25 protein-coding genes are annotated in these 25,568 nt (G+C 47.9%); 4 read left to right on the plus strand and 21 right to left on the minus strand.

Going from position 1 to position 25,568, the window contains the following annotated elements; all coding sequences use genetic code 11:
- Positions 1 to 33: 33 nt before the first annotated feature.
- The 9 genes from ribF to AELLOGFF_RS15375 form a co-directional block, all read right to left on the minus strand.
- A complete protein-coding gene (gene ribF, locus AELLOGFF_RS15335; RefSeq protein ID WP_159269807.1) occupies positions 34 to 963 on the minus strand; it encodes a bifunctional riboflavin kinase/FAD synthetase in 930 nt (309 codons plus the stop codon).
- Between the two features lie 132 nt (positions 964 to 1,095).
- A complete protein-coding gene (murJ, locus tag AELLOGFF_RS15340) occupies positions 1,096 to 2,691 on the minus strand; it encodes a murein biosynthesis integral membrane protein MurJ (protein WP_159269808.1) in 1,596 nt (531 codons plus the stop codon).
- The gene (locus AELLOGFF_RS15345) at positions 2,688 to 3,299 is read right to left on the minus strand and encodes an NUDIX domain-containing protein (RefSeq protein ID WP_159269809.1); all 612 of its coding nucleotides are present in this window, start codon (positions 3,297 to 3,299) and stop codon (positions 2,688 to 2,690) included. The genes murJ and AELLOGFF_RS15345 overlap by 4 nt, the downstream gene beginning before the upstream one ends.
- 32 nt (positions 3,300 to 3,331) lie before the next feature.
- Positions 3,332 to 4,348 (minus strand): aspartate carbamoyltransferase, encoded by a 1,017-nt coding sequence (locus AELLOGFF_RS15350; protein ID WP_159269810.1) that lies wholly within the window; start codon positions 4,346 to 4,348, stop codon positions 3,332 to 3,334.
- An 18-nt stretch (positions 4,349 to 4,366) separates the two neighbouring features.
- Positions 4,367 to 6,172: an ABC transporter transmembrane domain-containing protein gene (locus AELLOGFF_RS15355; protein ID WP_159269811.1), complete on the minus strand. Its 1,806-nt coding sequence runs from the start codon at positions 6,170 to 6,172 to the stop codon at positions 4,367 to 4,369.
- A gap of 97 nt (positions 6,173 to 6,269) precedes the next feature.
- A complete protein-coding gene (locus AELLOGFF_RS15360) occupies positions 6,270 to 6,521 on the minus strand; it encodes a GIY-YIG nuclease family protein (RefSeq protein WP_235036464.1) in 252 nt (83 codons plus the stop codon).
- A complete protein-coding gene (sbcB, locus tag AELLOGFF_RS15365; RefSeq protein WP_159269812.1) occupies positions 6,518 to 7,957 on the minus strand; it encodes an exodeoxyribonuclease I in 1,440 nt (479 codons plus the stop codon). The genes AELLOGFF_RS15360 and sbcB overlap by 4 nt, the downstream gene beginning before the upstream one ends.
- Positions 7,958 to 8,105: 148 nt before the next feature.
- On the minus strand, positions 8,106 to 9,623 hold the full coding sequence (locus tag AELLOGFF_RS15370; RefSeq protein WP_159269813.1) for a fumarate hydratase: 1,518 nt from the start codon (positions 9,621 to 9,623) through the stop codon (positions 8,106 to 8,108).
- A 115-nt stretch (positions 9,624 to 9,738) separates the two neighbouring features.
- Complete coding sequence (locus tag AELLOGFF_RS15375) at positions 9,739 to 10,527, minus strand: hypothetical protein (RefSeq protein WP_159269814.1); 789 nt, start codon at positions 10,525 to 10,527, stop codon at positions 9,739 to 9,741.
- Between the two features lie 240 nt (positions 10,528 to 10,767).
- On the opposite strand from AELLOGFF_RS15375, the gene AELLOGFF_RS15380 reads away from it, so the two are divergent.
- Positions 10,768 to 11,421, plus strand: coding sequence for a urate hydroxylase PuuD (locus tag AELLOGFF_RS15380; protein ID WP_159269815.1), 654 nt, complete (start codon positions 10,768 to 10,770; stop codon positions 11,419 to 11,421).
- A 66-nt stretch (positions 11,422 to 11,487) separates the two neighbouring features.
- Here AELLOGFF_RS15380 and AELLOGFF_RS15385 read toward each other — a convergent pair whose 3' ends face one another.
- From AELLOGFF_RS15385 to AELLOGFF_RS15425, 9 genes are all read right to left on the minus strand, one after another.
- Positions 11,488 to 11,853: a CoA-binding protein gene (locus AELLOGFF_RS15385; RefSeq protein ID WP_159269816.1), complete on the minus strand. Its 366-nt coding sequence runs from the start codon at positions 11,851 to 11,853 to the stop codon at positions 11,488 to 11,490.
- 77 nt (positions 11,854 to 11,930) lie between these two features.
- Complete coding sequence (locus AELLOGFF_RS15390) at positions 11,931 to 12,476, minus strand: CC0125/CC1285 family lipoprotein (protein WP_159269817.1); 546 nt, start codon at positions 12,474 to 12,476, stop codon at positions 11,931 to 11,933.
- Between the two features lie 141 nt (positions 12,477 to 12,617).
- Positions 12,618 to 13,034, minus strand: a complete 417-nt coding sequence (locus AELLOGFF_RS15395; RefSeq protein ID WP_159269818.1) for a potassium channel family protein — start codon at positions 13,032 to 13,034, stop codon at positions 12,618 to 12,620.
- A 15-nt stretch (positions 13,035 to 13,049) separates the two neighbouring features.
- On the minus strand, positions 13,050 to 13,994 hold the full coding sequence (locus AELLOGFF_RS15400; protein ID WP_159269819.1) for a D-hexose-6-phosphate mutarotase: 945 nt from the start codon (positions 13,992 to 13,994) through the stop codon (positions 13,050 to 13,052).
- 33 nt (positions 13,995 to 14,027) lie between these two features.
- Entirely contained in the window at positions 14,028 to 14,711 is a 684-nt protein-coding gene (locus AELLOGFF_RS15405; protein WP_235035749.1) for a class I SAM-dependent methyltransferase, read from the minus strand.
- Between the two features lie 215 nt (positions 14,712 to 14,926).
- Entirely contained in the window at positions 14,927 to 17,683 is a 2,757-nt protein-coding gene (locus AELLOGFF_RS15410; RefSeq protein WP_159269820.1) for a thrombospondin type 3 repeat-containing protein, read from the minus strand.
- A 242-nt stretch (positions 17,684 to 17,925) separates the two neighbouring features.
- Entirely contained in the window at positions 17,926 to 19,584 is a 1,659-nt protein-coding gene (gene groL, locus AELLOGFF_RS15415) for a chaperonin GroEL (protein WP_159269821.1), read from the minus strand.
- 58 nt (positions 19,585 to 19,642) lie between these two features.
- On the minus strand, positions 19,643 to 19,933 hold the full coding sequence (locus AELLOGFF_RS15420) for a co-chaperone GroES (protein WP_159269822.1): 291 nt from the start codon (positions 19,931 to 19,933) through the stop codon (positions 19,643 to 19,645).
- Positions 19,934 to 20,166: 233 nt separating this feature from the next.
- Complete coding sequence (locus AELLOGFF_RS15425; protein WP_159269823.1) at positions 20,167 to 20,676, minus strand: FxsA family protein; 510 nt, start codon at positions 20,674 to 20,676, stop codon at positions 20,167 to 20,169.
- A gap of 176 nt (positions 20,677 to 20,852) precedes the next feature.
- On the opposite strand from AELLOGFF_RS15425, the gene AELLOGFF_RS15430 reads away from it, so the two are divergent.
- From AELLOGFF_RS15430 to AELLOGFF_RS15440, 3 genes are read left to right on the plus strand one after another with little or no spacing between them, the layout of a single operon-like run.
- Positions 20,853 to 21,857: a phospholipase A gene (locus AELLOGFF_RS15430; RefSeq protein ID WP_159269824.1), complete on the plus strand. Its 1,005-nt coding sequence runs from the start codon at positions 20,853 to 20,855 to the stop codon at positions 21,855 to 21,857.
- 28 nt (positions 21,858 to 21,885) lie between these two features.
- On the plus strand, positions 21,886 to 22,563 hold the full coding sequence (locus tag AELLOGFF_RS15435) for a carbonic anhydrase (RefSeq protein WP_159269825.1): 678 nt from the start codon (positions 21,886 to 21,888) through the stop codon (positions 22,561 to 22,563).
- Between the two features lie 10 nt (positions 22,564 to 22,573).
- A complete protein-coding gene (locus AELLOGFF_RS15440; protein ID WP_159269826.1) occupies positions 22,574 to 22,867 on the plus strand; it encodes an MGMT family protein in 294 nt (97 codons plus the stop codon).
- Here the strand turns inward: AELLOGFF_RS15440 and rrtA are convergent.
- The 3 genes from rrtA to AELLOGFF_RS15455 are packed head-to-tail and all read right to left on the minus strand — an operon-like array spanning position 22,835 to position 25,538.
- On the minus strand, positions 22,835 to 23,449 hold the full coding sequence (gene rrtA / locus AELLOGFF_RS15445; protein WP_159269827.1) for a rhombosortase: 615 nt from the start codon (positions 23,447 to 23,449) through the stop codon (positions 22,835 to 22,837). The genes AELLOGFF_RS15440 and rrtA overlap by 33 nt on opposite strands.
- Positions 23,450 to 23,486: 37 nt before the next feature.
- Positions 23,487 to 25,055, minus strand: coding sequence for an AmpG family muropeptide MFS transporter (locus AELLOGFF_RS15450; protein WP_200842755.1), 1,569 nt, complete (start codon positions 25,053 to 25,055; stop codon positions 23,487 to 23,489).
- Positions 25,056 to 25,538 carry a YajQ family cyclic di-GMP-binding protein gene (locus tag AELLOGFF_RS15455; protein WP_159269828.1) on the minus strand — a complete coding sequence of 161 codons (483 nt, stop codon included), beginning with the start codon at positions 25,536 to 25,538 and terminating at the stop codon, positions 25,056 to 25,058. It abuts the gene before it with no gap.
- Between the last annotated feature and the right edge of the window lie 30 nt (positions 25,539 to 25,568).

The following is a 25,568-nucleotide window of genomic DNA, read 5'->3' on the forward strand; positions in this document are numbered from 1 at the left end:
TCCAAAATCAGATTTATGAATTAAAAGCTCAAGCTATAAATCAAAATAGCGCCGTGCCTGCTCAACATCTCGTGTAATTTGTGCTTTCAGGGCGTCTAAGCCGTCAAACTTATGTTCATTCCGCAATTTTTTGCGGAATACGACCTTAATTTTTCGGCCGTAAATATCCTGCTTAAAGTCCAGTAAATGAACCTCTAAAATTGCCTTAGATAAATCACCTACCGTTGGTCTAACACCGACATTTGCAACACCTGGCCGCATAACATTATCAGCGCCGTAAACTTCAACAGCGAATACCCCAGACAGGGGTGAACGCAAACGATGTAACTCCACATTTGCGGTTGGCGTGCCAATAGTACGACCTAATTGCTGCCCAACAATGACTCGGCCAGAAATACTATATGGCCGCCCTAGCAAACGTTCGGCAAGGGCAAAGTCCGCCTCACCCAACACTTCACGTATCCGTGTGCTACTAACACGCTCTTGGGTTACTTCCAGTGTTGCGGTATCAACCACCTCAAAACCCGCCACTTGCCCAACCTTGCGGAGCAAATCAAAGTCACCACTACGGTTGCGACCAAAACGTAAATCGTCACCAACCACAATGTATTTCGCCCCCAAGCCTTCAACAAACAGCTTGTGAATAAAATCATTTGCCGTCATTTCACGAAACGCCGGCGTAAACTGAATGCGCATGACACGGTCTATTCCCAAATCACGCAGCGCAATAAATTTTTCCCGGAAGCTCATTAACCGCGCAGGCGCTTCATCAGGCGAAAAAAACTCCCGTGGCAAAGGCTCAAAAATCACCACCGTCGATGGCAGCCCCATTTCTCGGCCCTTGGCAATTAATTGGCGCAATACCGCCTGATGCCCCAAATGAACACCATCAAACGCCCCAATCGTAGCCACACAGCCACTATGGCGGGAACGGAAATGTTGAAAACCGCGGATTAACTCCATTGTAATCGTCTTTTTGCCCAGCAAAGCGAGAGATTATAGCTCAGCGGTGGCCCGACTAAAACGATAGTCTGCGTGACTCTTACCACTAAGAACCGGTCATGGTTAGGAGATGCAATAAAACAACTTCTTATACTAAGACGCCGCCGAGCCCTTTATGTGTCGCAAGCGCAGGCCACACATAAACATCACCAATACATAGGAGCCACCGCCTAGGCCGCATAGGGCGAGCAAATGCAGGGCACGCGACCATACATCCCATGCCTGCCAGCCGTTAAACCACTGCAAGCCAAGTGTTAAACATCCTGCCATTGCCGCTACGCCAAGTAATAATTGCAGGTTATAACGCCACCAGCCTGCCAAAGGAGTGAACCCTACGTCGCGACGCAAACCTCGATACAGCAGTCCGGCGTTGAGCCATGCCGATCCCGCTGTTGCCAGCGCCAAACCGGCATGACCAACCTGCCAGTAATGGTGTAGTGGAACAACCAACGCAATATTCATCACCATATTAGCCACCATGGCAATAATGCCGATGCGCACCGGCGTTTTGGTGTCTTGACGAGCATAAAACCCTGGTGCCAACACTTTGATTAACATGAACGGGATGAGCCCCAAAGTGTAAGCACGCAAACTCAGCGCAGCCATTTCCACGTCGCGCATTTGTAATTCCCCATATTGAAATAGGGTAATTAAAATAGGTTCGGCCAACAGCATTAAGGCGACAGCCGCCGGCAACGCCATTAACAATACCGTGCGCAAGCCCCAATCAAGGGTGGATACAAAAGCATTTTCATTGCCTCCCGCACGCTGGCGAGACAAATTCGGCAATACGACAGTGGCGATGGCGATAGCAAAAACGCCCAGTGGCAATTCCACCAAACGGTCTGAGTAATAGAGCCACGAAATACTTCCGGTGGGTAGAAACGAAGCCAATATGGTGTCGAGCAATAAATTGATTTGGCTGACAGAAACCCCAAACAAGGCAGGAATCATCAGCGTAACAATTTTTTGCACGCCTTCGTTATACCAATCCCATCGTGGTCGTGGCAGCATCTGAATCTGCTGCAAGAAAGGCAATTGAAAGACAAGCTGCACACAACCCGCCATTAAAACGCCCCAGGCCAAGGCCATTGCCGGCTCAGCAAAATACGATGACAGGTAAAGAGCAGAGCTAATCAAACAAATATTTAATAAAACCGGGGTAAACGCAGGCACCGCAAAACGGCCAAAGGTGTTTAAGATGCCACCGGCAAAGCCGGTCATGGAAATTAAAAATAAATACGGAAATGTTATCCGAATCATGTCGGTGGTGAGCTGAAATTTAGCGGGGTCGTCACGAAAGCCAGGAGCAAATAAAGTCGCCACGACTGGTGCGGCTACAACCGCCACAGAGGTCACCAGCAGCAAGACGCCACCCAAAGCGCCGGCGGTTCGGTCAACAAGTAACTTAACCGATTCCCGGCTCCCATTTTCTTTGTATTCCGATAAAACTGGGACAAAGGCTTGAGAAAAAGCACCCTCGGCAAACAGTCTTCGCAAAAAATTAGGGATCTTAAAGGCCACAAAAAAACTGTCAGCGTTGCTGCTTGCCCCCAAGAATATGGCAATTACTACGTCGCGAATCAATCCTAAAACCCGCGACAGAAGCGTCATTACACTGACGATAAGACTAGAGCGTAATAGCCCTCTTGATTTTACCGGCTTAACCGCAGGTGCCGGCTCGCTCATGCCAGCCACCGCCGACGCAGCTCTTCGCGGTGCTGGAGAAGCCACTGCATGGCAATCAAGCTGTGTGCGTTATTAATTTGTCCCGCATCGAGCATGGTCATGGCGTCATCAAAACTAATCACTTGGGCGTGAATATCTTCACCTTCATTAGCCAGACCAAAATATCCCCCCGCTTCATTTAGGTCTGCACAACCACAAAACAAGTAAAAATATTCATCACTGCCGCCCGGTGATGAGTAATATTCAGCGATGCTTTCCATTTTACCAATAGTTAGGCCGGCTTCTTCTTTTGCTTCTCGTCGCGCCACGTCTGCAGGGCTTTCATCGGTGTCGATAATGCCGGCAACCAATTCCAACAACCACGGGCTTTTAGCGCGACTAAGCGCGCCCACTCGGAACTGTTCTACTTTGAGAATAGTGTCATTAACCGGATCGTAGGGAAGCAAGCCCACAGCGGGACCACGCACAAAGAGTTCACGGCTGAGCCAGTTCCCCCAGCCGCCACCAAATAAACGATGACGCAGGCGCAGTTCGCGCACCTGAAAAAAACCGCGCCATGCCGCGCGGTCTTCGTCAATTTCTACATCTTTACGTTCAAAATTTGCCATTCACTAATCCACCACATTGAGAGGCAAAATAATCAAAATCGTCTTTCGGTATACCAGTTCACGTCACGAGAAACCTTGTCGACTTGATCAGCCACGCCCAGCGTTAAAGCAAACAGCGCCATACGCACCAAGACACCGTTATCAGCCTGACGAAATATTGCTAAATTGGGATTATCATTCAGATCATTATCCAATTCATTTGCCTCGGTGCGAGAGTCCCGCGGCAAAGGATGCATAATGACCGTATTGGGCTCGCAGTATCGCGTATAGATAGATTGGTTTAGACGATAGCGGCCTCGGTATAAATCTGCCTCAGCAGGATTGGCAAAGCGCTCTTCTTGTATCCGCGTGGAATAGGCGATATCTACTTTAGAAATACTGCCCTCCATGACATCAGATTCCAATACCGTATGACCTGCTTGGCGTAACTGCTCGACAATGGCTTCTGGCATTTTTAACTCGGTCGGTGAGATCAGTACAACCGTCACCTTATTGTACAAACACAAGAGTTTGCATAAAGAATGCACGGTGCGACCGTATTTTAAATCGCCAATCATCGCAATGCGTAGTCCATCTAAATCGCTACGGCCTTGATGCTGTAACTCTTTACGAATGGTATATAAATCTAAAAGCGCTTGGCTTGGGTGTTCATTGGCGCCGTCGCCACCGTTCATCACGGGCACTCGGCTCGCTGCTGCAAATTCTGCGACTGAACCCGACACCGGATGCCGCATTACAATCACATCACTATACCCACTTAACACCCGTGCGGTGTCATACAGTGACTCACCCTTGGCAATGGCCGAGGTTTCAAACCCTGTAGTTTCGCGAACATCACCGCCCAGTAAATTAAATGCGCAGCCAAAGCTAACCCGTGTTCGGGTGGAGGGCTCAAAAAACATATTACCGAGGATCGCGCCATCGAGTACTTTTGTTACTCGCTGCCGATGCGCATAGGGCACCATGCGATCAGCTACTTCAAACACTCGCTCAATATCATCACGGCCAAATTGGCCTATAGAGAGAATATGACTACCGGAAAACTTCACTACCACCTCTCCAAATAATTATGCCGTTGCCGGTATATCTAACGTATTTGCGCCTTCATCAAATTGCAGGCTTGCCCAGCGCGCATATAGCGGAGAGCTCTTTAACAATTCTGCATGACTACCCGTTGCCACCAACTTGCCGTGCTCCAAGACCACGATAACATCTACATCAACAACCGTTGCCAAGCGGTGGGCAATCACGATGGTAGTGCGGCCGTGCATTAACAATTCCAAGGCTTGCTGAACCTGAAACTCACTTTCGGCGTCAAGGGCACTGGTCGCCTCGTCCAGCAGCAACAAAGTCGGGTCGGCTAAAATAGCTCGGGCAATCGCGATACGCTGACGCTGACCGCCAGATAAACGAATTCCCCCTTCGCCAACGAAACTGCCGTAGCCGTCAGACAGACGTTCAATAAACTCATGGGCATAGGCCGAGCGCGCCGCCGCTTCAATTTCTGCCATGCTCGCTGAAGGTTTGCCGTAACGAATATTGTCTGCCACCGTGCCGGTAAACAACACCGGCTGCTGTGGAACTAACGCAATCTGACTGCGAAGTGTTTCAAGACTAAGATCACGTATATCGATGCCGTCAAAGCGAATAACGCCCGCCTGCACATCGTAAAAGCGCAAGATCAAATCCACCAGTGTGGACTTACCCGCGCCGGAGCTGCCGACTAATGCAACACTGCTGCCAGAAGCAATCTGCAAATTTAATTTATCAATCGCAAGTTGTTCAGGTCGCGACGGATAGCTAAAGCAAACATTATCAAACTGCAAACTACCCTGCGGAGACGCCGGCAACGGTAGGGGAGCTTCCGGCGTAGGCACTAAGTTGTCTGCAGCAAGCAATTCTAATAAGCGCTCGGTTGCACCGGCTGCACGCTGAAGGTCACCATAGACCTCTGAAATTGCCCCCACAGATGCAGCCACCATCACCGCATAAAAAATAAAGGCGGTAAGCTCACCGCCACTAATCTTACCAGCCAGCACATCCATACCACCGACCCAGAGCATGGCCGTTACGGCTCCCAACACCAGAGTAATGACAATAGTAGACAGCCAAGCGCGTTGGTTTATTCGGCCAACAGCAATATCAAAGGCCGATTCGACATGGCCGTCAAAGGACGCTTTATCCAGCTTCTGATGATTAAACGCCTGCACCATTTTGATGTTTTTAACCGCCTCGCCCACAAAACTACCGACACCTGCAATGCGGTCTTGGCTAGTGCGCGACAGTGAACGTACCCGACGACCAAAAACAATAATGGGCACCACAACCAGTGGAACACTCAACATCACTAATCCCGTCAGCTTAGGGTTGGTGATAAAGAGCAAAATAAGTCCACCAACAAACATTAGGAAGTTGCGCAGTGCGATTGAAACTGACGAGCCAATTACCGTTTGCAGCAAGGTGGTGTCGGTAGTGATACGGGATTGAATTTCACCGCTTAAGTTAGTTTCAAAATATCCGGGGTGAAGATGAACAACATGGGCAAATACGGCTTTACGTAAATCTGCGCTCACACGCTCCCCTATCCACGACACCAAGTAAAAGCGCGCAAATGTGCCGGCTGCCAACAGGAGAATCATTACCATGAATAGGAGTAAGGCCTGATTTAAGGCTTCTACCGATGCATTATTGGAAAATCCCTGATCAACCAACATCCGCAAACCTTGGCCAATCGAAAGGGTAATGCCCGCAGTACAGATTAGAGCGATACTGGAACCGATCATTTGCCAGCGGTAAGGACGTAAAAACGTCATCATCGCCTTTAACACACCGACATTGGTGCTTTTTTCGCGCTCTGAACTCGTGTCTGTCATAAATCTCCCCTGCTTAGCAGCGTATTATCGCCTTTATCGCCACTGCGGGAAAGCGACGTTTCACCGCATTTTCGGGTGGTAGCGCACAGTAATAGGATTACTCGATTAATGACTCTTTTTCAGGACGGCGCATTTTTTTTATCGCCGCCTCGCGCTGAGATGCGATCGACCGGTTTGCTACTGGCTCGCGATAGACAATTGCTTGAGGTGGGTCGCCACGAAAAAAACGTGCGCCACGCCCACCCTCGCCACCATGTTCCCTGAACCGGCGCTCAGGATCAGTGGAAATACCGGTATACAATTTACCACTGCGGCTGCGCACCATGTATACCCACCACGCCGAACTCACAAACCTTCTTGCTCCAAAGCATCGGCGTAGTCATTTAATTCACTGAGTATCATGACATCAGTACTGGCACTTCGCTCACCGGCAAGCTCAACCAAGCGCTGTCGAAATTCAGTAAAGCCGAGCTGACCTTGCTCAGGCTCACGCAAGCAACGACGGCAGAAGTCTCGCCATTGTTTGCGTTCTACATCCGACAGGCTCATGGGGAAATTGCGGGCTCGATATCGCCAGAGCAATTCTGGCAGACGCGCATCAGTGAAATGATAATTTTGCATGGCGAGAATATCCGGTGTTGCTCGCCTAACTTCGTCCATGACTTTTTTATCATCACCGCTGAAAAAGCCACCACCATATAACATTACATCAGGGTCGGTGCTTTTAACGAACTCACGTGCGGCAAAAATCTGCTGCAGCTTTTCAACAATACCTGCCGCTTTATGCAGCTGCGCCCAGTGTCGACGGCATTGGGCCACATCAATTTGCAATCGCTCACTGACCACGTCATCAAGCAATTTGGCAGTGGCAATAATTGGTGCACGATTTATATGAATTTCCTTTAAGGGAATGCGTTCCAGCCCCTCGGGTAAATCCGCGGCGGCAGAAAAGACCCGCGCGGCAATATCCTCGGCGGAGAGCTCAATTAATGGCGAGGGATCAACACTCAAGTCATACACAATGACGCTGTTCTTATTTTCCGGATGCAAGGCCAGCGGCATCATTAACGCTGAGCAAAACTTGGCGGCAGGCAATCGTCCAGAAACATGCAGCACTGGAACCTGAGTCACCACATCTAACATGGCTGCCACAGTTCGCTTATCGCGCAAGCTTAATGCGTAATCAAATAATTTTGGCTGACGCTGCTTTAGCAGCTTGGCTAAATCGATGGTTGCGTAAACATCGGACAAGGCATCATGCGCAGATTCATGGCTTAAGCCATTGGCCGCGCTTAACTCTTCAAGCTTAAAGCTTGGTGTTCCGTCTTCGCGGATTGGCCATTCAATACCCTCTGGTCGCAAGGCACGACATAAACGGGCAACATCAATTAAGTCCCAGCGAGAATTACCGTTTTGCCACTCTCGAGCATAAGGATCATAAAAATTGCGGTACAAGGTGTAACGCGTCACCTCGTCATCAAAACGAATACTATTGTACCCAACGCCGCAGGTTCCGGGCTGCGACAGCTCTGCATGTACGGTGGCGATAAATTCCGCCTCAGACACCCCTTCTTGCAGCGCTTGCTGCGGGGTAATACCGGTAATTAAACAAGCTTCAGGATGAGGTAGATAATCAGGGCTTGGGCGGCTGTAAACCATTAACGGTTCACCAATGATGTTTAAATCAGCGTCGGTTCTTACACCGGCAAATTGCACTGGCCGGTCACGGGCGGGGTTTGCCCCCCAAGTTTCATAGTCGTGCCAATAAAAGGTTGAAGTTGCCAAGACAGTATCCAATCAATTAAGCAGTGACCGTATTGCACCTGCCTAATGAGAAAAAAGCAAATAATGTCGCGATTTCGCGACATTATTTATTTATCTAGGGAAATGAGAGCTAGTGAGCACCCCAAGAAAGAGACGCTCAAATTGTTAACTACGAGACGGTAATGGCCTGCTCTTCAATCTTGGCCTTCCATATTTGTGGGCCAATTTTATGAACTGACTCGCCACGAACGTCAACCGCAACTGTCACAGGCATATCTTCAATCGTAAACTCATAAATAGCTTCCATGCCAAGCTCCGGAAAACCGACAACTTCAGACTGTTTGATAGCCTGGGCAACAAGGTACGCCGCGCCACCAACTGCCATAAGGTAGGTTGCGCCGAACTCTTTGATGGCTTCGATGGCAATATCACCGCGCTCAGATTTACCAATCATACCCATTAGGCCGGTTTCAGCCAGCATGGTACGGGTAAACTTATCCATTCGAGTTGCCGTTGTTGGACCGGCAGGACCAACCACTTCATCACGCACGGGATCAACGGGACCAACGTAGTAAATAAAGCGCCCCTTCAGATCAACGGGTAACTCTTCACCTTTTGCCAGCATGTCGACCATTTTTTTATGGGCGGCATCACGGCCAGTTAACATTTTGCCACTAAGAAGGATGGTGTCACCCGGTTCCCAAGTAGCCATTTCCTCTTGTGTTACCGTATCAAGATTGACGCGTTTTACGTCGCCACCCGCTTCGCGAGTAACCTCTGGCCACTCATCCAAGGAAGGTGGTTTAAGCGCCGCAGGCCCCGTGCCGTCTAGCGTGAAATGTGCGTGACGGGTTGCTGCGCAATTCGGAATCATGGCAACCGCTTTATTGGCAGCGTGAGTGGGGAAATCTTTAACTTTTACATCCAGCACGGTCGTCAGGCCACCCAAACCTTGGGCGCCAATACCTAGCTTATTTACTTTTTCAAACAGTTCTAAACGTAACTCTTCACTGCGATTGCTCGCACCGCGCTTTTGAAGATCATGGATATCAATAGGATCAAGTAATGCTTCTTTTGCAACAATCATTGCTTTTTCAGCAGTACCGCCAATACCAATACCAAGCATGCCCGGCGGACACCAACCAGCTCCCATTGTTGGCACCATTTTCAGCACCCAATCAACGACGGAATCAGAGGGATTCAGCATTGCAAATTTGGACTTAGCTTCCGAGCCACCGCCTTTGGCCGCAACGTGAACCTCTACGGTATCACCAGGAACAATCTCGTAGTGAATAACTGCTGGCGTATTATCTTTCGTGTTAGCGCGAGCACCATCGGGGTCGGCCAATATAGAAGCTCGAAGCACGTTATCTGGCAAATTATAGGCGCGGCGAACACCTTCATTCACCATATCACTCACACCCATATTGCCTTCCCATTGCACGTTCATGCCAACAGTAAGGAACACCGTCACAATGCCCGTGTCTTGGCAGATCGGGCGTTTACCCTCTGCACACATACGAGAATTGATTAAGATTTGAGCCATCGCATCTTTTGCAGCAGGGTTCTGCTCGCGCTGGTAGGCTTCATCCATAGCACGGATAAAGTCGATAGGGTGGTAGTAAGAAATATATTGCAGCGCGTCGGCCACACTTTGAATAAGGTCATCTTGACGAATTACGGTCATCGGAGGACTCCAGCTAAATGGTTGGCGACAGCGCCCGGAACGGCGGCAGAGTATACACCAGCTGGAGGCCGGTAGTGTAGCGGAAAGGCCTACACCACCCTTTTAGCACAGAAAATTAACGAGGAGAGGGACTACCTGCATGGTATTGGGTCATAGTTTGCCGCATAGCTTCTATGTCTCGATTAACCTGCTTACGGAAGGCATTAACCGAGTCTAACCACCCTTCAGTTTGGGTGGTGCGACGCTCCACGTCTTTTAATCTAGCATCTAAACCACCACCTGAAGCGACCTGCTTCCCCATATTGAGGAGTTCTTTACGATTCACTTCTGACTGCGCAATAACCCGATCGAGCTTGCTAGACATAGACGTAAAGGATTCACGATCACTATTGTATGACTTAGAAATTTTACTTAATTGTGCCTCACTGTTCTTTATAGTGGCTTCCAAAGCCACGAGACGCTTCAGCGCCTTATCCACTTCGGCCTGCTGCTTAGTTAACGCTACATCATGCTGAGCCAATTCTTCTTTTTGTTTTTTCCAGACGTTATCCCACAGCTTTCGAACCTCGCTATCCAGCTCTTTTAACTTTACTGCGGTTGTTACTGTACTTTCACTAATACTTTCATCTGCTGATGACAGGCGCATTTCCAGAGCGTCCAAGCGATCCTGACTAGAAATCAATTGAGCTTGTGTCGCCGTTAACTGCTCATACAGATAGTAGGAAGCACCTGAGAGCATGAGTATCACGACTGTCAGCATGAACATCACAAAGCCGCCCCCACCATTAGAGGCATCTTCTTTCACGATAGCTGTCGAGGCAGTATTTTTTGACGCGGCGCGCTGCGCAATATCCTCATCATCGATAGAGAGTGAAATACTTGGTTCCTGTCTGTCCCTGCTCACGGTTATTGACCTACTATATAGTTAAGAGGTGTAAAAAAGTCATTATGACATTGGCATGTCAGCGGTTAAAGCGCCATCCATGCCATTTGAGGCTTATTCATTACCCAAGTTCACCTCCTTTGATATACTTTGGCGATTTTAATGTTGCGAGCTAGACTAGATAAGCACCAAGTGCAAAATTTAGCCGAGTATCAACAATAAAAAATCCACACCACCGACACACCAATGAGGGTACATTTAATGGATGCATTTATCTCGCCAGACTTACTACTTCGCTGGCTACATGTCCTATTCGGCATCACTTGGATAGGCCTTCTTTACTATTTCAATTTTGTCCAAACAGAATATTTCAAAGTAGCTGAACCCGCCGCTAAAGCCGACGCTGTACAAAAGTTGGCCCCTAAAGCACTGGCATGGTTCCGTTGGGGCGCCATGCTGACATTTTTGACAGGGCTTGGTTTATTACACTTCACGATGGCACGCGGTTTAAACGGCTATATCGTCATTGGCGCACTAATGGGTACGTTAATGTTTTTAAATGTGTGGCTCATTATTTGGCCAAAGCAAAAAATCATTTGCGGCATTGTCCCTGGTGACGCATCAAAAGCCGCACCTAAAGCCGCTTTGGCATCACGCACCAACACTTTATTTTCCGCTCCAATGCTAATCGGCATGCTGGGCTCCTTTCACGGCGCTGGTGCGGCGGGTGCCGCAGCCATTAGCAAAACAGGTACTTCCATTAGCCTGGGTCTGTGGATATGCCTTGGTTTGATTGCGGTAATTCAGCTCAATGGTATGTTTGGTAAAACTGGACCGATGACCACAGTAGTCGGCGTAGTACATTGCAGTATTGCGCTTGCTGTGGCCATGGTTGCCTTGCTGCAATTTGTTTAAGCCTTCTGCATCACCAAAAAGGGAGTCGCATTGACTCCCTTTTTTATTAACACCGTAACCTAATAACTAAAACTGCCCAGTGCGCAACAACACTAAAGTACACACCTCTTCCACACCGATCCCTGCTTGCTGTAATTTGGCTGCTAGCGCTTTAGACTCAGTCCCCGGATTGAAAATAACCCGCCGCGGCGCCAAGCCGATTAACGCCCCAATATCTGCCTCTAGTTGCTCTGCCCGAATATAAACTGTAACCGTATCTACTGATTCACTCACATCAGAAACACGCTTAATGCATGGCGCCCCACTCACTTGCGAATGGTAGGGGTTTACCGGCAACACCTTGTGCTTATACTGCCTAAGCAGCTCAACAGCCTTAAAAGAATACCGCTCAGGTTTTGGGCTCGCCCCTAATACTAAAACTGTTTCAGGCATAGATAACATCACTCATTATGCAGACAAACAAAAACCGGGCGACAAGCGCCCGGTTATAGAACACAGCTCAATGATAATTACTTGGCTTGCTCACCCATCCAGCGACGCAAGGTTGAGGCCAGCTCTTGTGCATTATAAGCCTCTGCATCATCTGGCATGGGATTCTTGCCCATTTTGATTTCCAATGACGCCTGGTAGTTGGTGCGAGTTGTTGTTGACGAAACACCACCACTAAAGCGAGAAGGTGTCTGAGTTACAACAGTATCGCAGCTCACCAAACCACAACGCTGATAGACCGCGGTATGGCCGCCAAAATCGTTAATACCAGAAAGACTGGTACTACTACGGCTCTTACTTTCCGTGTCACGATTTACTAATTTAAACCAATTATAACCATTCTGAAGGGTTAACTCAGCCGCGCGTAACATGGCGTAATCATTCACTGTTTCTTTATCAGTACGAGTATTGCCAGTAAAGGTAATACGGTAGCGATCGCTACCTAGCTCGGTTTCTGTATAACCGTATGCGCCACGTTCATCAGCCGGTTGATAGCTTGTTCCTGTACTGCTACAGCCCACAACCAGACCAGACAGCATAATGGCAAAAACCCATTGTAAACGCATAATATTCCCCTTAAACATATCAAATAATCGCGGCGTGCATTTAACACTTGCCGCCACACTTTTCACGTGGGGGTCATACTACATGTTAGAGCTTAACTGAAACTTAACGAAACCCTAATCAGCCAGGCCAGACAAAAAACGTCACCAATTCTTTTGCATTTCCATATACATAAATGAAGCCGACCAGGCAATCATCACCAGCCCTACCAGCGACTCTAAGCCGCTCAAAAACCGTAAATCACCTAAGGGGACAACATCCCCAAACCCCAAAGAAGTGTAGACCGTAAATGAGAAATACGCACAATCCAATAAGGTATTCGAAAAGTTGCCACTTAACACGCCAAAGCCATCCATTGCGTTTAAAAAATAGTAGGTAATAGCAAACAGCCAAATCTCAGCAACGTGGGCCAATAACACACCGATCAAGGCAAACAAAACTCGATGACGGGAAACAGGTAAACGAGGTAAAAATTTCGCGAGCGCATACAAGGTTTCGTGATGGATTAACACTGCAAACAAAATCACTAGCATATTTATCAAAAATAGCGCTAAAAACATACGATAAAACCTAGCTCAATCAGTTGATAGTCGCATATTGGCTGTAGCCTCACTGCCAGCAGCCAACATCAATTCATCGCCAAATGCCATTCCCCGCTCAACACACACATACCGTTGATAGTGCGGACCTACATCGGCCATTTTGCCTGCTAAGACTGCCCCTGGATTCCAAACCACGACCGTGTCACAGCCTTCTCCATCTATATAAACATCCCGCTCGTCATCGTGTATTACTTGGCGGCCACCCACAGCTTCATAAACTCGATCAATCTCGCCATTAAACGTCAGCGGCTCACTCTGAACACAGCGCGATAGGTCTTGGCAGTTATCTAAATAGTCGCGTCCGTCGATACCGGCAATGCTCACCTGCTGAACATCACTAACAGAGAAATAACTGTGAAGGGCAAAACTCAATGGCATTGGCTCGTCACCTTCATTGGCAACTTGCAAGCTCATACCAAGCTCCTCACCTAGCTCAACCGTCAATTCGGCACTGACAGGATATGGATATAGAGCGAGATCATTGTCACTTGAACGAAACGTAAAACACAGGCGGATAATGCCATCGTCGGCTTGCTGTACATCACCTAAGGTCCACAACTGGGTGCGAGCTATACCGTGCTTGGGTAAATCAGCTTGATGGCGATTAACCCCAAACCACGGCAGGCAAATAGGGATGCCACCCCGTACCGCATCGCCTAGGCTAAACTTAGCTAAAGGGCTCAACCACAACACTTCAGACTTACCTGTTGGCCGGAACGATAAAAGCTGTGCGCCCTGCAAAGCAATAACGGCGTAACAGTGCTCAGTAACACACTCTAAAACAGGGAAGTCAGCAGCACCCTCACCCGATTCTGAAAACCCACCTTGCTTATTAAACACTGAAGAGGCTGATCGCAAATGTATGTGCGCATTACGCAATTCAAGAACATCTAAACTAGCCTTTGTATCCGCAGACATTAAACGCCGCTCCATTTTTTAAAATGCATGATTTCACAATGCCTTTTTACGTATTACCAGCATGTCCATTGCGCCTTTTTGAAATTGATAGGCAACGGGTTTTAACTCAGCAATATAATCGCGCTCGTTAAAGTAACGAAGAACGCCGGGGACATGTTGTGACACTCGACCATCCAAGCTTAACAGCGGATAGATACGCACCTCTTTAGCAACACGACACATTTCAGTTAGCGCTTGTATATGTTGTGCAGCATCAATTTGCTCGCTATACAAAAACAGTAGATGGGAGCATAAGGCCAAATCGAACTCAGCATCAAAAAATGGCAGCTCTGGCAAACTCGCTTCTACGTAACGGCCTGCTTCAAGCCCTTTTTCAAAATCATCTAAAAATCGGTTCATGGCAGACATTCGCACTGAACCCAAGTGACCGGGATCTTTAAAACTGGTCCAGTAAAATTGTTCTTTATTGCGCGCCAGTTCGGCAATCATACCGGGATAAACTCGCTGAATACGACTGCGAATCTCCTCAGTGGAGAATTGGTAGATAGGATCAACAGACATGATGCGTCCGCCATGCTGAGTCAACTCAGCATTAAAACTAGCAGGGCCATCGCCACAACCCAATATATGCCCTTCCAAATCACGCTCTGACAGAGCAAACATACGACAATACTCGCCGTAAGATCGCCCCCATGGAACAATGGATGACAGCTCCAAAACATCCTCTCAATTACAAATGCAGTCTTGTGTTAAACCGCAGCCCAAACCATAAAACACCGCGCCCCTAGCGACAGCAAGTATAGTGATCTCAACAGGGGAAGCACAAACGGTTTACAAAAGAAGCCAACAAATTTACGCCCAATACCACTAATCCATCACTCCATAACGCAAAAAGCGGCCAAATGGCCGCCTTTATTGATACCTAAAGTACATTATAGTGATGGCGTAGGGAGCTCAAGTTCATTACCAAAATCAGGCAATGCAGGACTTGATTCTGTCGATGGTAGCGCAAGTGACTCACTCACATCCGCCTCAAAATCAGGCTGACCATCTGCACCAACCGCAAACAGCGGTAAACGAATACTCGCCGCAATATTGACCGCGGCAATGGTGGCATCACGTGAGAATGCTTCCAAGTATTGTGCGTGATAACCACTTACCCACAAACCCAGCTCATCCCCTTGGTCTAGGCGCTCGGCCACCCCTACCATATCAATATCAATATGCTCACCTAAGCCACGAACCGGTGCAATCTGATCATCCAGCAATTGCCACTCCCCCCCAGCATGACGAACCGCCACACCGGTAAATAATATGCTGTCACAGCCTATTCGCAAGGTTGGGATGCTACCTAATGCACAAAGAGCATCATTCACCATTTGCGGCGTGGTCACAGTGATATCAAGCTGAGGAATACCGGCAACAATTAAACCCTTGCTATCGGCAACACTCAACAAGGGAATAATCGCAACATCTTGCCCCAGTAAATGAGCAGCCTGAGCCTCAACTCCATTCAAGACATTGCCCGCCGATAAATCAGTATATTCACTAAACGCCACCGCACTATCGCTGTCTTGGTCTGCACGTCGCGCTTTAAATTCATCGACTGGAATCATCACCGCGTCATCGTCAGCCAGCGACATACAAATAGCATTATTACCATCAAAATAATCTGCTGCCGGTAAGCCGCGTAATTTTTCATCGAACCAAGCAATCGTCGCATCGCGCTGATCAATTTCCCCACAGGCAAACTTACCTGCTGGCGCTTGGAAATAAACAGGTTCCGGTGTCTCACCGATAAAACCTGGAATAATATGCCCCGTCTCATGGGTCAACATACGTACTTCGTGACCAGTATCTTCTGTGCGATCACGCAGACACTGGAAATTCCACCATGCATCATTGAAATTAAATAAAGTGTCACGAATACCTTGTGTCAGTAATACATCAACCCCAGGCTGCCCAGTATAGGTATTACTTCCAGGAGCCTCATTAAACTCACTGGTAATATTATTATTTAGCTCACTAGCCGCTACACTATACGGCATAGCCGCCTGACCATTAAGGCCACACCAATAACGGGGACTATGGTAAGCAAACCAATCGATAGCATCACGGGGAAACTCATTGGTCGCGATGCCACGAGCCAAGGTTTCCACCACAAAAGGATCAAGCCCCCGCGCTAGAGGCGAGTCTTGATTTTCAAACCCTGGCGCATAACTTCCAGCTTCCGCTCCTGCCACCAACAGCAAAGCCCAAGCAGATTTAACAACATCGCCCTGATTCAAACTATAAGGCAAATTATGCCAAGTAATATCCGGCACCATCGCATCTAAACGCTGCTTCTCATCAACGCCGTGTATCAACATTTGATAACCGCCACCATAGCTAGAACCAACTGACCCGACCAGTAAGTTTGCCCCACCGGCAACGCTAACAGGGACATCTGGGCGACTGATAAATTCGCCGCTGCTTTCATCTCGCCACGCTAAATAGTCGAGATTCGACTCAGCCCAATCCAATATTTGCAGTAAATCTAAGCCTTCCACCTCTGGGTCCATAACTCTTACTGTGCCGCTGCTGTCTCCAAAACCGCGCAAATCAATACTAATTACGGGATAACCACCTGCCACTAATCGATCAAGTGCATTACTGGTATATTCGCCACCGGTATCACTAACCCTAGCGCCACCCAGTCCGTGGCCATGCAGCACGAGTGGATGAGCGCCACTAGCCCGCCCACCACAGGCGATTTCGAGAGGTTCAAACACCTCAAAACTGATATTTTCACCACTGGCAGAAGTAAGCTCTACTTGATAATGACGACCCGCCGTCACGCTGGCAAAGCTATCACCACAAGAGGCGTTTACTTGGCTTGCAGCACAACCGCTAGTATCAACGCTCGCATCAGCGGCGCTATCAGCACATAAATCATCCTCATTACCAATACCGTCATCATCGCTATCACGGTTATCTTCAGGGTCACACGCATCGCCAACACTATCGCCATCTAAATCACCTTGACCTGGGTTGGCCAGCAAAGGGCAGTTATCGATAGTATCTAAAACCCCATCGCTATCGCTGTCACGATCATCCTGAGAGTCACAGACATCACCTACACCATCACTATCTGTATCTTGCTGGTTCTCATTAGCGACCACGGGGCAGTTATCACCGCCATTTACCACGCCGTCATTATCGGCATCGTCATCGCAGGTATCGCCCACACCATCACTGTCTGTATCTTCCTGGCCGGGATTTGAAGTTGTAGGGCAATTATCATCAGCATCAAAAATACCGTCTTCATCGGCATCAGTAGATCCACCGCTGCCACCACTATTATCTTCCGCGTCACAAGCATCGCCAATCAGGTCACCATCCTGGTCAGCTTGATTGCTATTCGCAATGGACGGGCAGTTATCACTACTATTTGATACGCCGTCATTATCAGCATCGGTATCACAGGCATCACCAAAAGCATCTGAATCAATATTAGCCTGTCCGGGATTGCTGTTATTGGGACAGTTATCAACACTATCAGGAATACCATCGGCGTCTGCATCTAGCACCTGGCTACCGCCACCATTATCTGGAGAGTCGCTAACACCGGTACCGGAAACAGAGTTTCCACCACATGCCGACAGAATAGTTATAGCCATCAAAGCGTATATATAACGACGAAAATACATAGGGCTCACCTGAACAATTATTTTTATGGTTGGAGCAAAACGTGGCTAGACAAACATGCCACTCAACTACTACACAATATTTAACATTTATGTCATATATTACACATATTACCACTAGCCACACAAGGCAAAACATAATCAACGTGTTAGAGAAACGATTCTAATCTCAAGATCATCAATATTCAGGCATAAAAAAACCCCGCCGAAGCGAGGTTTTTAGGTGGTACGAGAAAGGGCTAAATTTACATCATTCCGCCCATTCCGCCCATTCCACCCATACCGCCCATGCCACCCATATCTGGCATGCCGGCACCGGCTTCGTCTTTAGGTGCATCAGCAATCATGCACTCAGTGGTGATAATCAAACCAGCCACCGAACCTGCAGCCTGCAATGCAGTACGGGTTACTTTAGCTGGGTCAAGAATACCCATTTCCATCATATCGCCATAAGCACCAGTGCCCGCGTTATAACCGAAGTTACCTTCACCATTGCGAACTTTATCAAGGACAACAGAGGCTTCGTCACCGGCGTTGCTTACGATTTGACGCAAAGGCGCTTCCATCGCACGCAATGCAGCGTTAATGCCTGCTGTTTGGTCTTCGTTTTCGCCTTCGATAGTGCCGATATTAGAAATTGCGCGAACCAAGGCAACACCACCACCAGGAACCACACCTTCTTCTACCGCTGCGCGAGTTGCGTGCAAGGCATCTTCAACACGTGCTTTTTTCTCTTTCATTTCCATCTCAGTTGCTGCGCCAACTTTGATTACCGCAACACCGCCGGCCAGCTTCGCAACACGCTCTTGCAACTTCTCGCGGTCGTAATCAGAGCTAGTGTTTTCAATTTGAGTACGAATTTCACCAACACGCGCCTGGATAGCAGCACCTTCGCCAGCACCGTCAACAATGACTGTGTTTTCTTTATCCATGGTCACACGTTTAGCAGTACCTAAGTGCTCAAGCGTAGTTTGCTCAAGATCTAGGCCCACTTCTTCAGAAATTACAGTAGCGCCAGTCAAGACCGCAATGTCTTGTAACATCGCTTTACGACGATCACCAAAGCCAGGTGCTTTACACGCAGCTACTTTTACGATTCCGCGCATTGTGTTTACAACCAATGTTGCCAATGCTTCGCCTTCAACGTCTTCTGCAACAATAATCAGCGGACGGCTAGACTTAGCAACTTGCTCCAACAAAGGAAGCAATTCACGAATGTTTGAGATTTTCTTATCCGCCAACAAGATGTACGGACTGTCGTGCTCAACACTCATGTTTTCAGTGTTATTAACAAAGTATGGTGACAAATAGCCACGATCAAACTGCATACCTTCAACAACGTCTAGCTCATTTTCTAGACCTTGACCTTCTTCAACGGTAATAACACCTTCTTTACCCACTTTCTCCATTGCTTCTGCAATGATGTCACCAATATTGGCATCGCTGTTTGCAGAGATAGTACCAACCTGTGCAATCGCTTTAGTATCTGCACATGGGCTAGAGAGTTTTTTAACTTCAGCAACAGCGGCTGCAATCGCTTTATCGATGCCGCGCTTGATGTCCATCGGGTTCATACCCGCTGCAACAGATTTCAAGCCTTCGTTGACAATGGCCTGTGCCAGAACGGTTGCAGTAGTGGTACCGTCACCCGCATCGTCTGACGCTTTAGAGGCAACTTCTTTCACCATTTGCGCGCCCATATTCTCGAGTTTGTCTTCTAACTCGATTTCTTTCGCTACAGACACACCATCTTTAGTGATGGTTGGTGCACCAAATGATTTTTCTAAAACAACGTTACGACCCTTGGGGCCTAATGTTACTTTTACTGCGTTAGCTAGGATATTTACACCAGCTACCATACGCTGACGCGCTTCATTACCAAATACTACATCTTTTGCTGCCATGATCTTATAATCCTTTTATTAACTAATTCGTTGATTCAAAAGAAATCCTGTGCCGGACTTACGCTTCTACCACACCAAAGATTTCAGATTCACTCAGAACGATCAGCTCTTCGCCGTCGACTTTCACAGTACTACCTGAGTACTGACCGAAAATAACAACATCGCCTGCTTTCAAGCCAACTGGACGCAATTCACCGCTTTCAAGCAATTTACCTTCGCCCACAGCTAAAACTTCACCCTGATTGGGTTTTTCTGTAGCAGAGCCCGGCAACACAATACCGCCTGCGCTAGTTTTCTCTTCTTCTTTACGGCGAACTACGACGCGATCGTATAACGGACGTATCTTCATTTGTTTCAATCTCCAATAAATCAATAATTTAGATTTTTTATGACCGGCCAAACCGGTATCAACCCAAACACCAAAGGCTCTTACACCTGCAGGTATTTTGACCTGTGCCCCCTTTCATACGGATCAGAACGCTTCTGCGCTCCAACAGGGAAAACCAAGTGTCATCACCAAGTCACCGTGGGCTGTCCTGTAAATGGGGTTTGCAAAAAACATTTCAAGAGGACCCACAAAAATTATTCTTCTTTTTTATACTCACCTTCAATGGTGACGTTATCCACTTTATGGCTATTAAGGCTATCTTCGTCACTGGAGCGAGGGCGCCCAGCACCAAAGTGAGTCCCCCCATCGGTAAAGGGACCCGCCCCACTGCCAAACTGATTCATTTGCACCTGCATTACCCCGCGCCGAATCATTATGGCAATCAAGGCCTGTCGCAATGGGGCTATAAGGCACACAAAACCTATCGTATCGGTGACAAAACCAGGCGTTAGAAGTAACGCGCCACCTACTGCCAGCATGAGCCCTTCTAAAATTTCTGTGGCCGGCAGCTGCCCCGAGTTCATCCGTTGCTGAGCTCGGGTTAAGGTGTCAATGCCTTGCCGCTTAAGTAAAGCAGCACCAATAATCGCCGTCGCCGCCACCATAGCGATGGTCGGTAACGCGCCAATCAGCCCACCCACTTTAATCAACAACCACATTTCAATAATGGGTAGACCAATAAACAAAAAAAACAACATTCGCATTAGAGACTCGCTTCGCTCAGGCTTTAATTATAAATGGGGGTAAACACGACAAATTCAAGCAGGCCTCTGAAACGCAAAACCGTGAGCAACAGGTATAAAAACTACATCAGAGCTCTCACGATTAGTTTACAATCAACAGCCACTATTTGAGTAACCAAGAGAGGACAAACTGACCAATGCAAAACTGCACACTTCTCGCAGCCCTGCTAATCCTCTTGGTAAACTACAGTCACGCACAAACGACCAGCGATGATGCAGAGTGCCTCCAGTTAGCGGCGCAATCTGCTACAGAATCGACCACCTTAGGTGAGCTTCGTAGCTACTGTGCCGAAATGGTCAAGAAATCCAACCCAAACCCCAGCGAGGTCGATACTAAAAACTCCGAGCAAAGCGGCGTCGTCGAACAACGCTATAACCTCGAACAATTTACAACGAATAACCCCTTTGTTTTGACGCCTCACCGGACCAATTATGTATTACCTGTATCGTACCGTGACGATATTAGCGATTACTCCGGCATTCTTCCCAACAATAGCGCTGAAGCAGACAGTATTGAGCTTGAGTTCCAGCTCAGCATTAAACTTACGCTGTGGGAGAAAATACTCAACGATAATGGCTATCTTAGCGTGGGCTACACCAATCGCTCATTTTGGCAGGCATATAACAAAGCCGCTTCAGCCCCCTTTAGAGAAACCAATCACGAACCAGAACTGATGCTCACATTTACCAATAGCTGGGAATTGTTTGGTATTCGCAATGTAGCTAATCAGCTTATCTTTAACCACCAATCCAATGGTCGCAGTGAACCTTTATCACGGAGTTGGAATCGTATAATGCTCAACATGGTGTTTGAACGCGACCGCTTTGCCATGTCCTTCAAACCTTGGTACCGGCTGCCAGAGTCTTCTGATGACGATGACAACCCTGATATCGAGAAATACCTAGGACACTTTGAATGGATGGGCCTCTATAAATGGCATGATCGAACACTGAGTATCATGCTTCGCAATAATCTACGGAGCGAAAATAAAGGGGCGCTCGAACTTGGCTGGAGCTTCCCCATAAGCACTAGAGTGAAAGCTTATGTAAAATATTTTAATGGCTACGGAGAGAGCTTAATTGAGTACAATAACGCCATCGAAAGTATCGGTATTGGCGTATTAATAAGCGACTGGTTATAAGCAAGCCTCACTTACAGGAATACAAAAAATGATCACAGCACAAGAAGCGCTTATGCGCCTAAAGGAAGGTAACGCTCGCTTTGTTAGCAATGTTAATAGCGATTATGCCACTACCATTATCAACAAACGCCCAGAACTTATAGAAATTCAAGCTCCGTTTGCCATCGTGCTAGGTTGCTCAGACGCACGCGTACCTGCCGAACTGGTTTTTGACCAAGGCCTGGGCGATCTGTTTGTGATTCGTGTGGCCGGCAATGTCGTTGCACCGTCTGGCATTGGCAGCGTTGAATTTGCCGCACTGAATTTTGGTACACCACTTGTTGTGGTGCTGGGTCACTCAAGCTGTGGAGCGATATCGGCAACCGTCGACGTTCTAACGGGGAACAGTAAAATCCCTTCACAAAACCTACACTCCATTGTTAAGCGTATTCGCCCCGCCGTAGAAACCTTACTAAGCACCGAGTTGCGCCACGACCATGATGCATTAATTAAGCAATCTGTACGCGCCAATGTAAGAAGCTCCGTTGAACATTTGAGCAGCGGCTCACCCACTTTAGAAAATCTTATTAGCGAGGGTAAGCTTATGGTAGTAGGAGCAGAGTACTCTCTTGAAACCGGTGAGGTTGATTTCTTTTATGAGGACTATTGGGAGCGCACCCGTAACCTCGAAGCAAAAGAAAACGAGACTATAGATTCTGCAGAGTAATCAAGAAGCGATGCGGCAAATTTATGCCGCAGTCCACGGCGTCCCCGAAGGGCGCCTATGTAGCTATGGAAAAATTGCTGAATTAGCAGGCCAACCTGGCCGAGCTCGTTACGTTGGGCGAATACTCAGCCAACTCCCCAGCAACACCCAACTACCGTGGTTTCGAATTGTAAATAGCCAAGGAAAAATCAGTTTCCCAGCACAAAGTGAAAACTATCAACGCCAACTTAGTCATTTAATTAACGAGAGCAGCGCAGATGAATCCGGCAAACTATTTTGGCGGCAATGTCGCTGGCCGGATTAAGATCACAATGCATTGCCCAACGGCCAGTAACACGCCGGCAAGCACCCCAATAAAATGCGCCTCCACCGCGACTGGGACACCGATACGATCAGACACTGAGACAAGCACGGCGGGATAAAAGTAATCCCTTAACAATTTAGCCATAACCACCAATAACAATACACCACCCCAATAGTGGCGGCCCACGATGAGATGTAACGACCCTGCAACCAAAACGCCATACAAAGCCGCAGACACACCTAAATAATAGTCATAATGCTGCAATAGAAAATAAATCAAACCTCCGGTAATGAGCGAACATAGCAGTATACTTACGACAAAAGCACGCTCGCTAAGCACCGCCAAAAACAGAACGCGGCACAATATCAAGGCCACAATATTAGAAAACAAATGCGCGCTATTATTATGAACCAACTGACCACTAAGTAAGCGCCACCACTGCCCGCCCTCTACCAGCTCACGCTGATAAGACAGATCCATCTTGGTTTGGCAAAAATAAAAAAGCAGCAAACATAAAATGAACAGCGCTGTGGGCCAAAACTGAAAGAAATGACGGCCACTATTGGAGTTCGTTTTAGTCATATCATCGTCAACAATGGGCGACGCTAGCCATCAACACTTAGGCCGAGGTCTCAAGCCGTCGGTTCAAATACCAAATTAGCGCAATGACAGGCAAACCAATAGCGCTAGCCAGTAAGAAAAAGGAAGAGTAACCCACTGACTCCACGACCGTGCCAGAGTAGCCACCAAGCAACTTCGGAAACAGCGTCATAATTGAGCTGAACATTGCATACTGGGTAGCGGTAAAGGAAATATTAGTGAGGCTAGATAGCCAAGCAACAAATGCCGCAACGGCAACCCCACCACTTAAATTATCTGCGGCGATGACCAGCGTTAAGGCAACGATATCCGGCTCTCCTCCCGCCAACCACATAAACATCAAATTAGTGAGGGAAACCAAAATGGCACCCAACATCAATACGCGCATTACACCTAATTTGAGCGTAAGAAAGCCACCAAGAAAACTGCCGACAATCGTCATTAAAACGCCAAATATTTTGGTTACACTGGCAATTTCGTCTTTGCTATAGCCCATATCTTGATAAAAGACATTGGCGATCACGCCCAGCACAATATCGGACACCCGATAAAAACCAATCAGCAGTAACACCCATACCGCCAGGCTTCCATAGCGTTTAATAAATTCACTAATCGGCTGGGTATAGCTCTCTGAAACCAAGGTCGCATTGACAAAACCGAGCCCCGTCAAGGCACGAAAAACCAATAAGCCAGCAGCAACAGCTAAAGTTAGGCTTAAGGCGCCGTATAAAAACCGCAGCAAATACTGCTCCATCCCCGTAAACCAATCAGGTGATGCAGGCAGCAAAAACAACACCGCAACAAAGGCCGCAATCGAAAACGCAAAGCCAAAAAAGAAACGCAAATAATCTTGGGCTGGATAGGTATAGGGGCTACTCGCTGAAACGGGTTCAGCAATTATCAAGGTGGTAAGCACCCCTAACCCCATCACCGCCGCCATGCATAAATAGGTATTACGCCAAGCATCGTAGTGATACACATCACTTGTGCTGCCAAAAAACTGCGCTAAATACAGCGCGCCGGCACCCGCCGCAATCATCCCGATACGATATCCCGCAATATAGGTAGAGGACAGCAAGGCCTGCAGCTTGGCATCCGCCGACTCGATCCGAAAGGCATCAATAACCACATCCTGTGTGGCCGCAGAAAAACCCAACAATACTGCCGCCACCGCCATCATCTGTAATTGCTGCCGAGGATCAGTGAGCGCCATCATGCAAATAGCTGCAATAACACCCAACTGAGCCAGCAATAGCCAGCTGCGCCGTCGCCCCATAGCCGCGCTCAATATTGGCAGTGGTAATTTATCTACTAATGGCGCCCAGACAAATTTGAAGGAAAACCCCAGGGCGGCCCAGCTAAAATAAGTAACTTCTGCCCTGCTAACACCAGCTTCACGCAACCAAAGTGACAAGCTAGAAAAAATCAACAGCAAGGGCACGCCCGCCGAGAACCCAAGAAACACCATTATCCAGACTGGCTTTTGCCGCCACCAAGTTATGTCGCCGAGTTCTTCTTGGTGACTCACGAAGTAACTACCACGGCCATACTCACAGTAAGGTGCATTAAGCTCTCCAGTAACACGCAATTAATCTCTAAAGTTTGTGAACTGCAAAGGCTGGTCTAATTCCTCGGCTCGCAACAAGGCCATCACTTGCTGAAGGTCGTCGCGTTTTTTACCGGTGACCCGCACTTGCTCATCTTGAATTTGGCTTTGTACTTTAATCTTACTTTCTTTAATCAGCTTAACAATTTTACGAGCAACATCAGAGGTCAAGCCGCTTTGCATGGTGACCAATTGCTTCACTTGCTTGCCCGCGCCTTTAACATCACCCAGCTCCATCGCCAAGGGATCGATTTTCACCTTAACTAAGGCGGCACGCAATAGATCTTCCATTTGCTGCAATTGAAACTCCGCCTCAGCAAATAAGGTAACGGTTAACCCTTCACGCTCAAAGCGGGCATCAACACCCTTAAAATCAAAGCGGGTATCAATAACCCGTCCCGCTTGATCAACGGCATTGGTAAAAATATGTAGATCCACTTCTGAGACAATATCAAACGCTGGCATAGCCTAATTTCCTTTGTTATGTTGCGGTGC

Source organism: Zhongshania aliphaticivorans, assembly GCF_902705875.1.
GTDB lineage: Bacteria > Pseudomonadota > Gammaproteobacteria > Pseudomonadales > Spongiibacteraceae > Spongiibacter > Spongiibacter aliphaticivorans_A.

Bases quoted from the DNA above. Each gene is read 5' to 3' on its own strand.
- ribF (WP_159269807.1), bottom strand. From the start codon at position 963: ATGGAGTTAATCCGCGGTTTTCAACATTTCCGTTCCCGCCATAGTGGC.
- murJ (WP_159269808.1), bottom strand. From the start codon at position 2,691: ATGAGCGAGCCGGCACCTGCGGTTAAGCCGGTAAAATCAAGAGGGCTA.
- AELLOGFF_RS15345 (WP_159269809.1), bottom strand. From the start codon at position 3,299: ATGGCAAATTTTGAACGTAAAGATGTAGAAATTGACGAAGACCGCGCG.
- AELLOGFF_RS15355 (WP_159269811.1), bottom strand. From the start codon at position 6,172: ATGACAGACACGAGTTCAGAGCGCGAAAAAAGCACCAATGTCGGTGTG.
- AELLOGFF_RS15370 (WP_159269813.1), bottom strand. From the start codon at position 9,623: ATGACCGTAATTCGTCAAGATGACCTTATTCAAAGTGTGGCCGACGCG.
- AELLOGFF_RS15380 (WP_159269815.1), top strand. From the start codon at position 10,768: ATGGATGCATTTATCTCGCCAGACTTACTACTTCGCTGGCTACATGTC.
- AELLOGFF_RS15385 (WP_159269816.1), bottom strand. From the start codon at position 11,853: ATGCCTGAAACAGTTTTAGTATTAGGGGCGAGCCCAAAACCTGAGCGG.
- AELLOGFF_RS15390 (WP_159269817.1), bottom strand. From the start codon at position 12,476: ATGCGTTTACAATGGGTTTTTGCCATTATGCTGTCTGGTCTGGTTGTG.
- AELLOGFF_RS15395 (WP_159269818.1), bottom strand. From the start codon at position 13,034: ATGTTTTTAGCGCTATTTTTGATAAATATGCTAGTGATTTTGTTTGCA.
- AELLOGFF_RS15400 (WP_159269819.1), bottom strand. From the start codon at position 13,994: ATGTCTGCGGATACAAAGGCTAGTTTAGATGTTCTTGAATTGCGTAAT.
- AELLOGFF_RS15410 (WP_159269820.1), bottom strand. From the start codon at position 17,683: ATGTATTTTCGTCGTTATATATACGCTTTGATGGCTATAACTATTCTG.
- groL (WP_159269821.1), bottom strand. From the start codon at position 19,584: ATGGCAGCAAAAGATGTAGTATTTGGTAATGAAGCGCGTCAGCGTATG.
- AELLOGFF_RS15420 (WP_159269822.1), bottom strand. From the start codon at position 19,933: ATGAAGATACGTCCGTTATACGATCGCGTCGTAGTTCGCCGTAAAGAA.
- AELLOGFF_RS15425 (WP_159269823.1), bottom strand. From the start codon at position 20,676: ATGCGAATGTTGTTTTTTTTGTTTATTGGTCTACCCATTATTGAAATG.
- AELLOGFF_RS15430 (WP_159269824.1), top strand. From the start codon at position 20,853: ATGCAAAACTGCACACTTCTCGCAGCCCTGCTAATCCTCTTGGTAAAC.
- AELLOGFF_RS15435 (WP_159269825.1), top strand. From the start codon at position 21,886: ATGATCACAGCACAAGAAGCGCTTATGCGCCTAAAGGAAGGTAACGCT.
- AELLOGFF_RS15440 (WP_159269826.1), top strand. From the start codon at position 22,574: ATGCGGCAAATTTATGCCGCAGTCCACGGCGTCCCCGAAGGGCGCCTA.
- rrtA (WP_159269827.1), bottom strand. From the start codon at position 23,449: ATGACTAAAACGAACTCCAATAGTGGCCGTCATTTCTTTCAGTTTTGG.
- AELLOGFF_RS15455 (WP_159269828.1), bottom strand. From the start codon at position 25,538: ATGCCAGCGTTTGATATTGTCTCAGAAGTGGATCTACATATTTTTACC.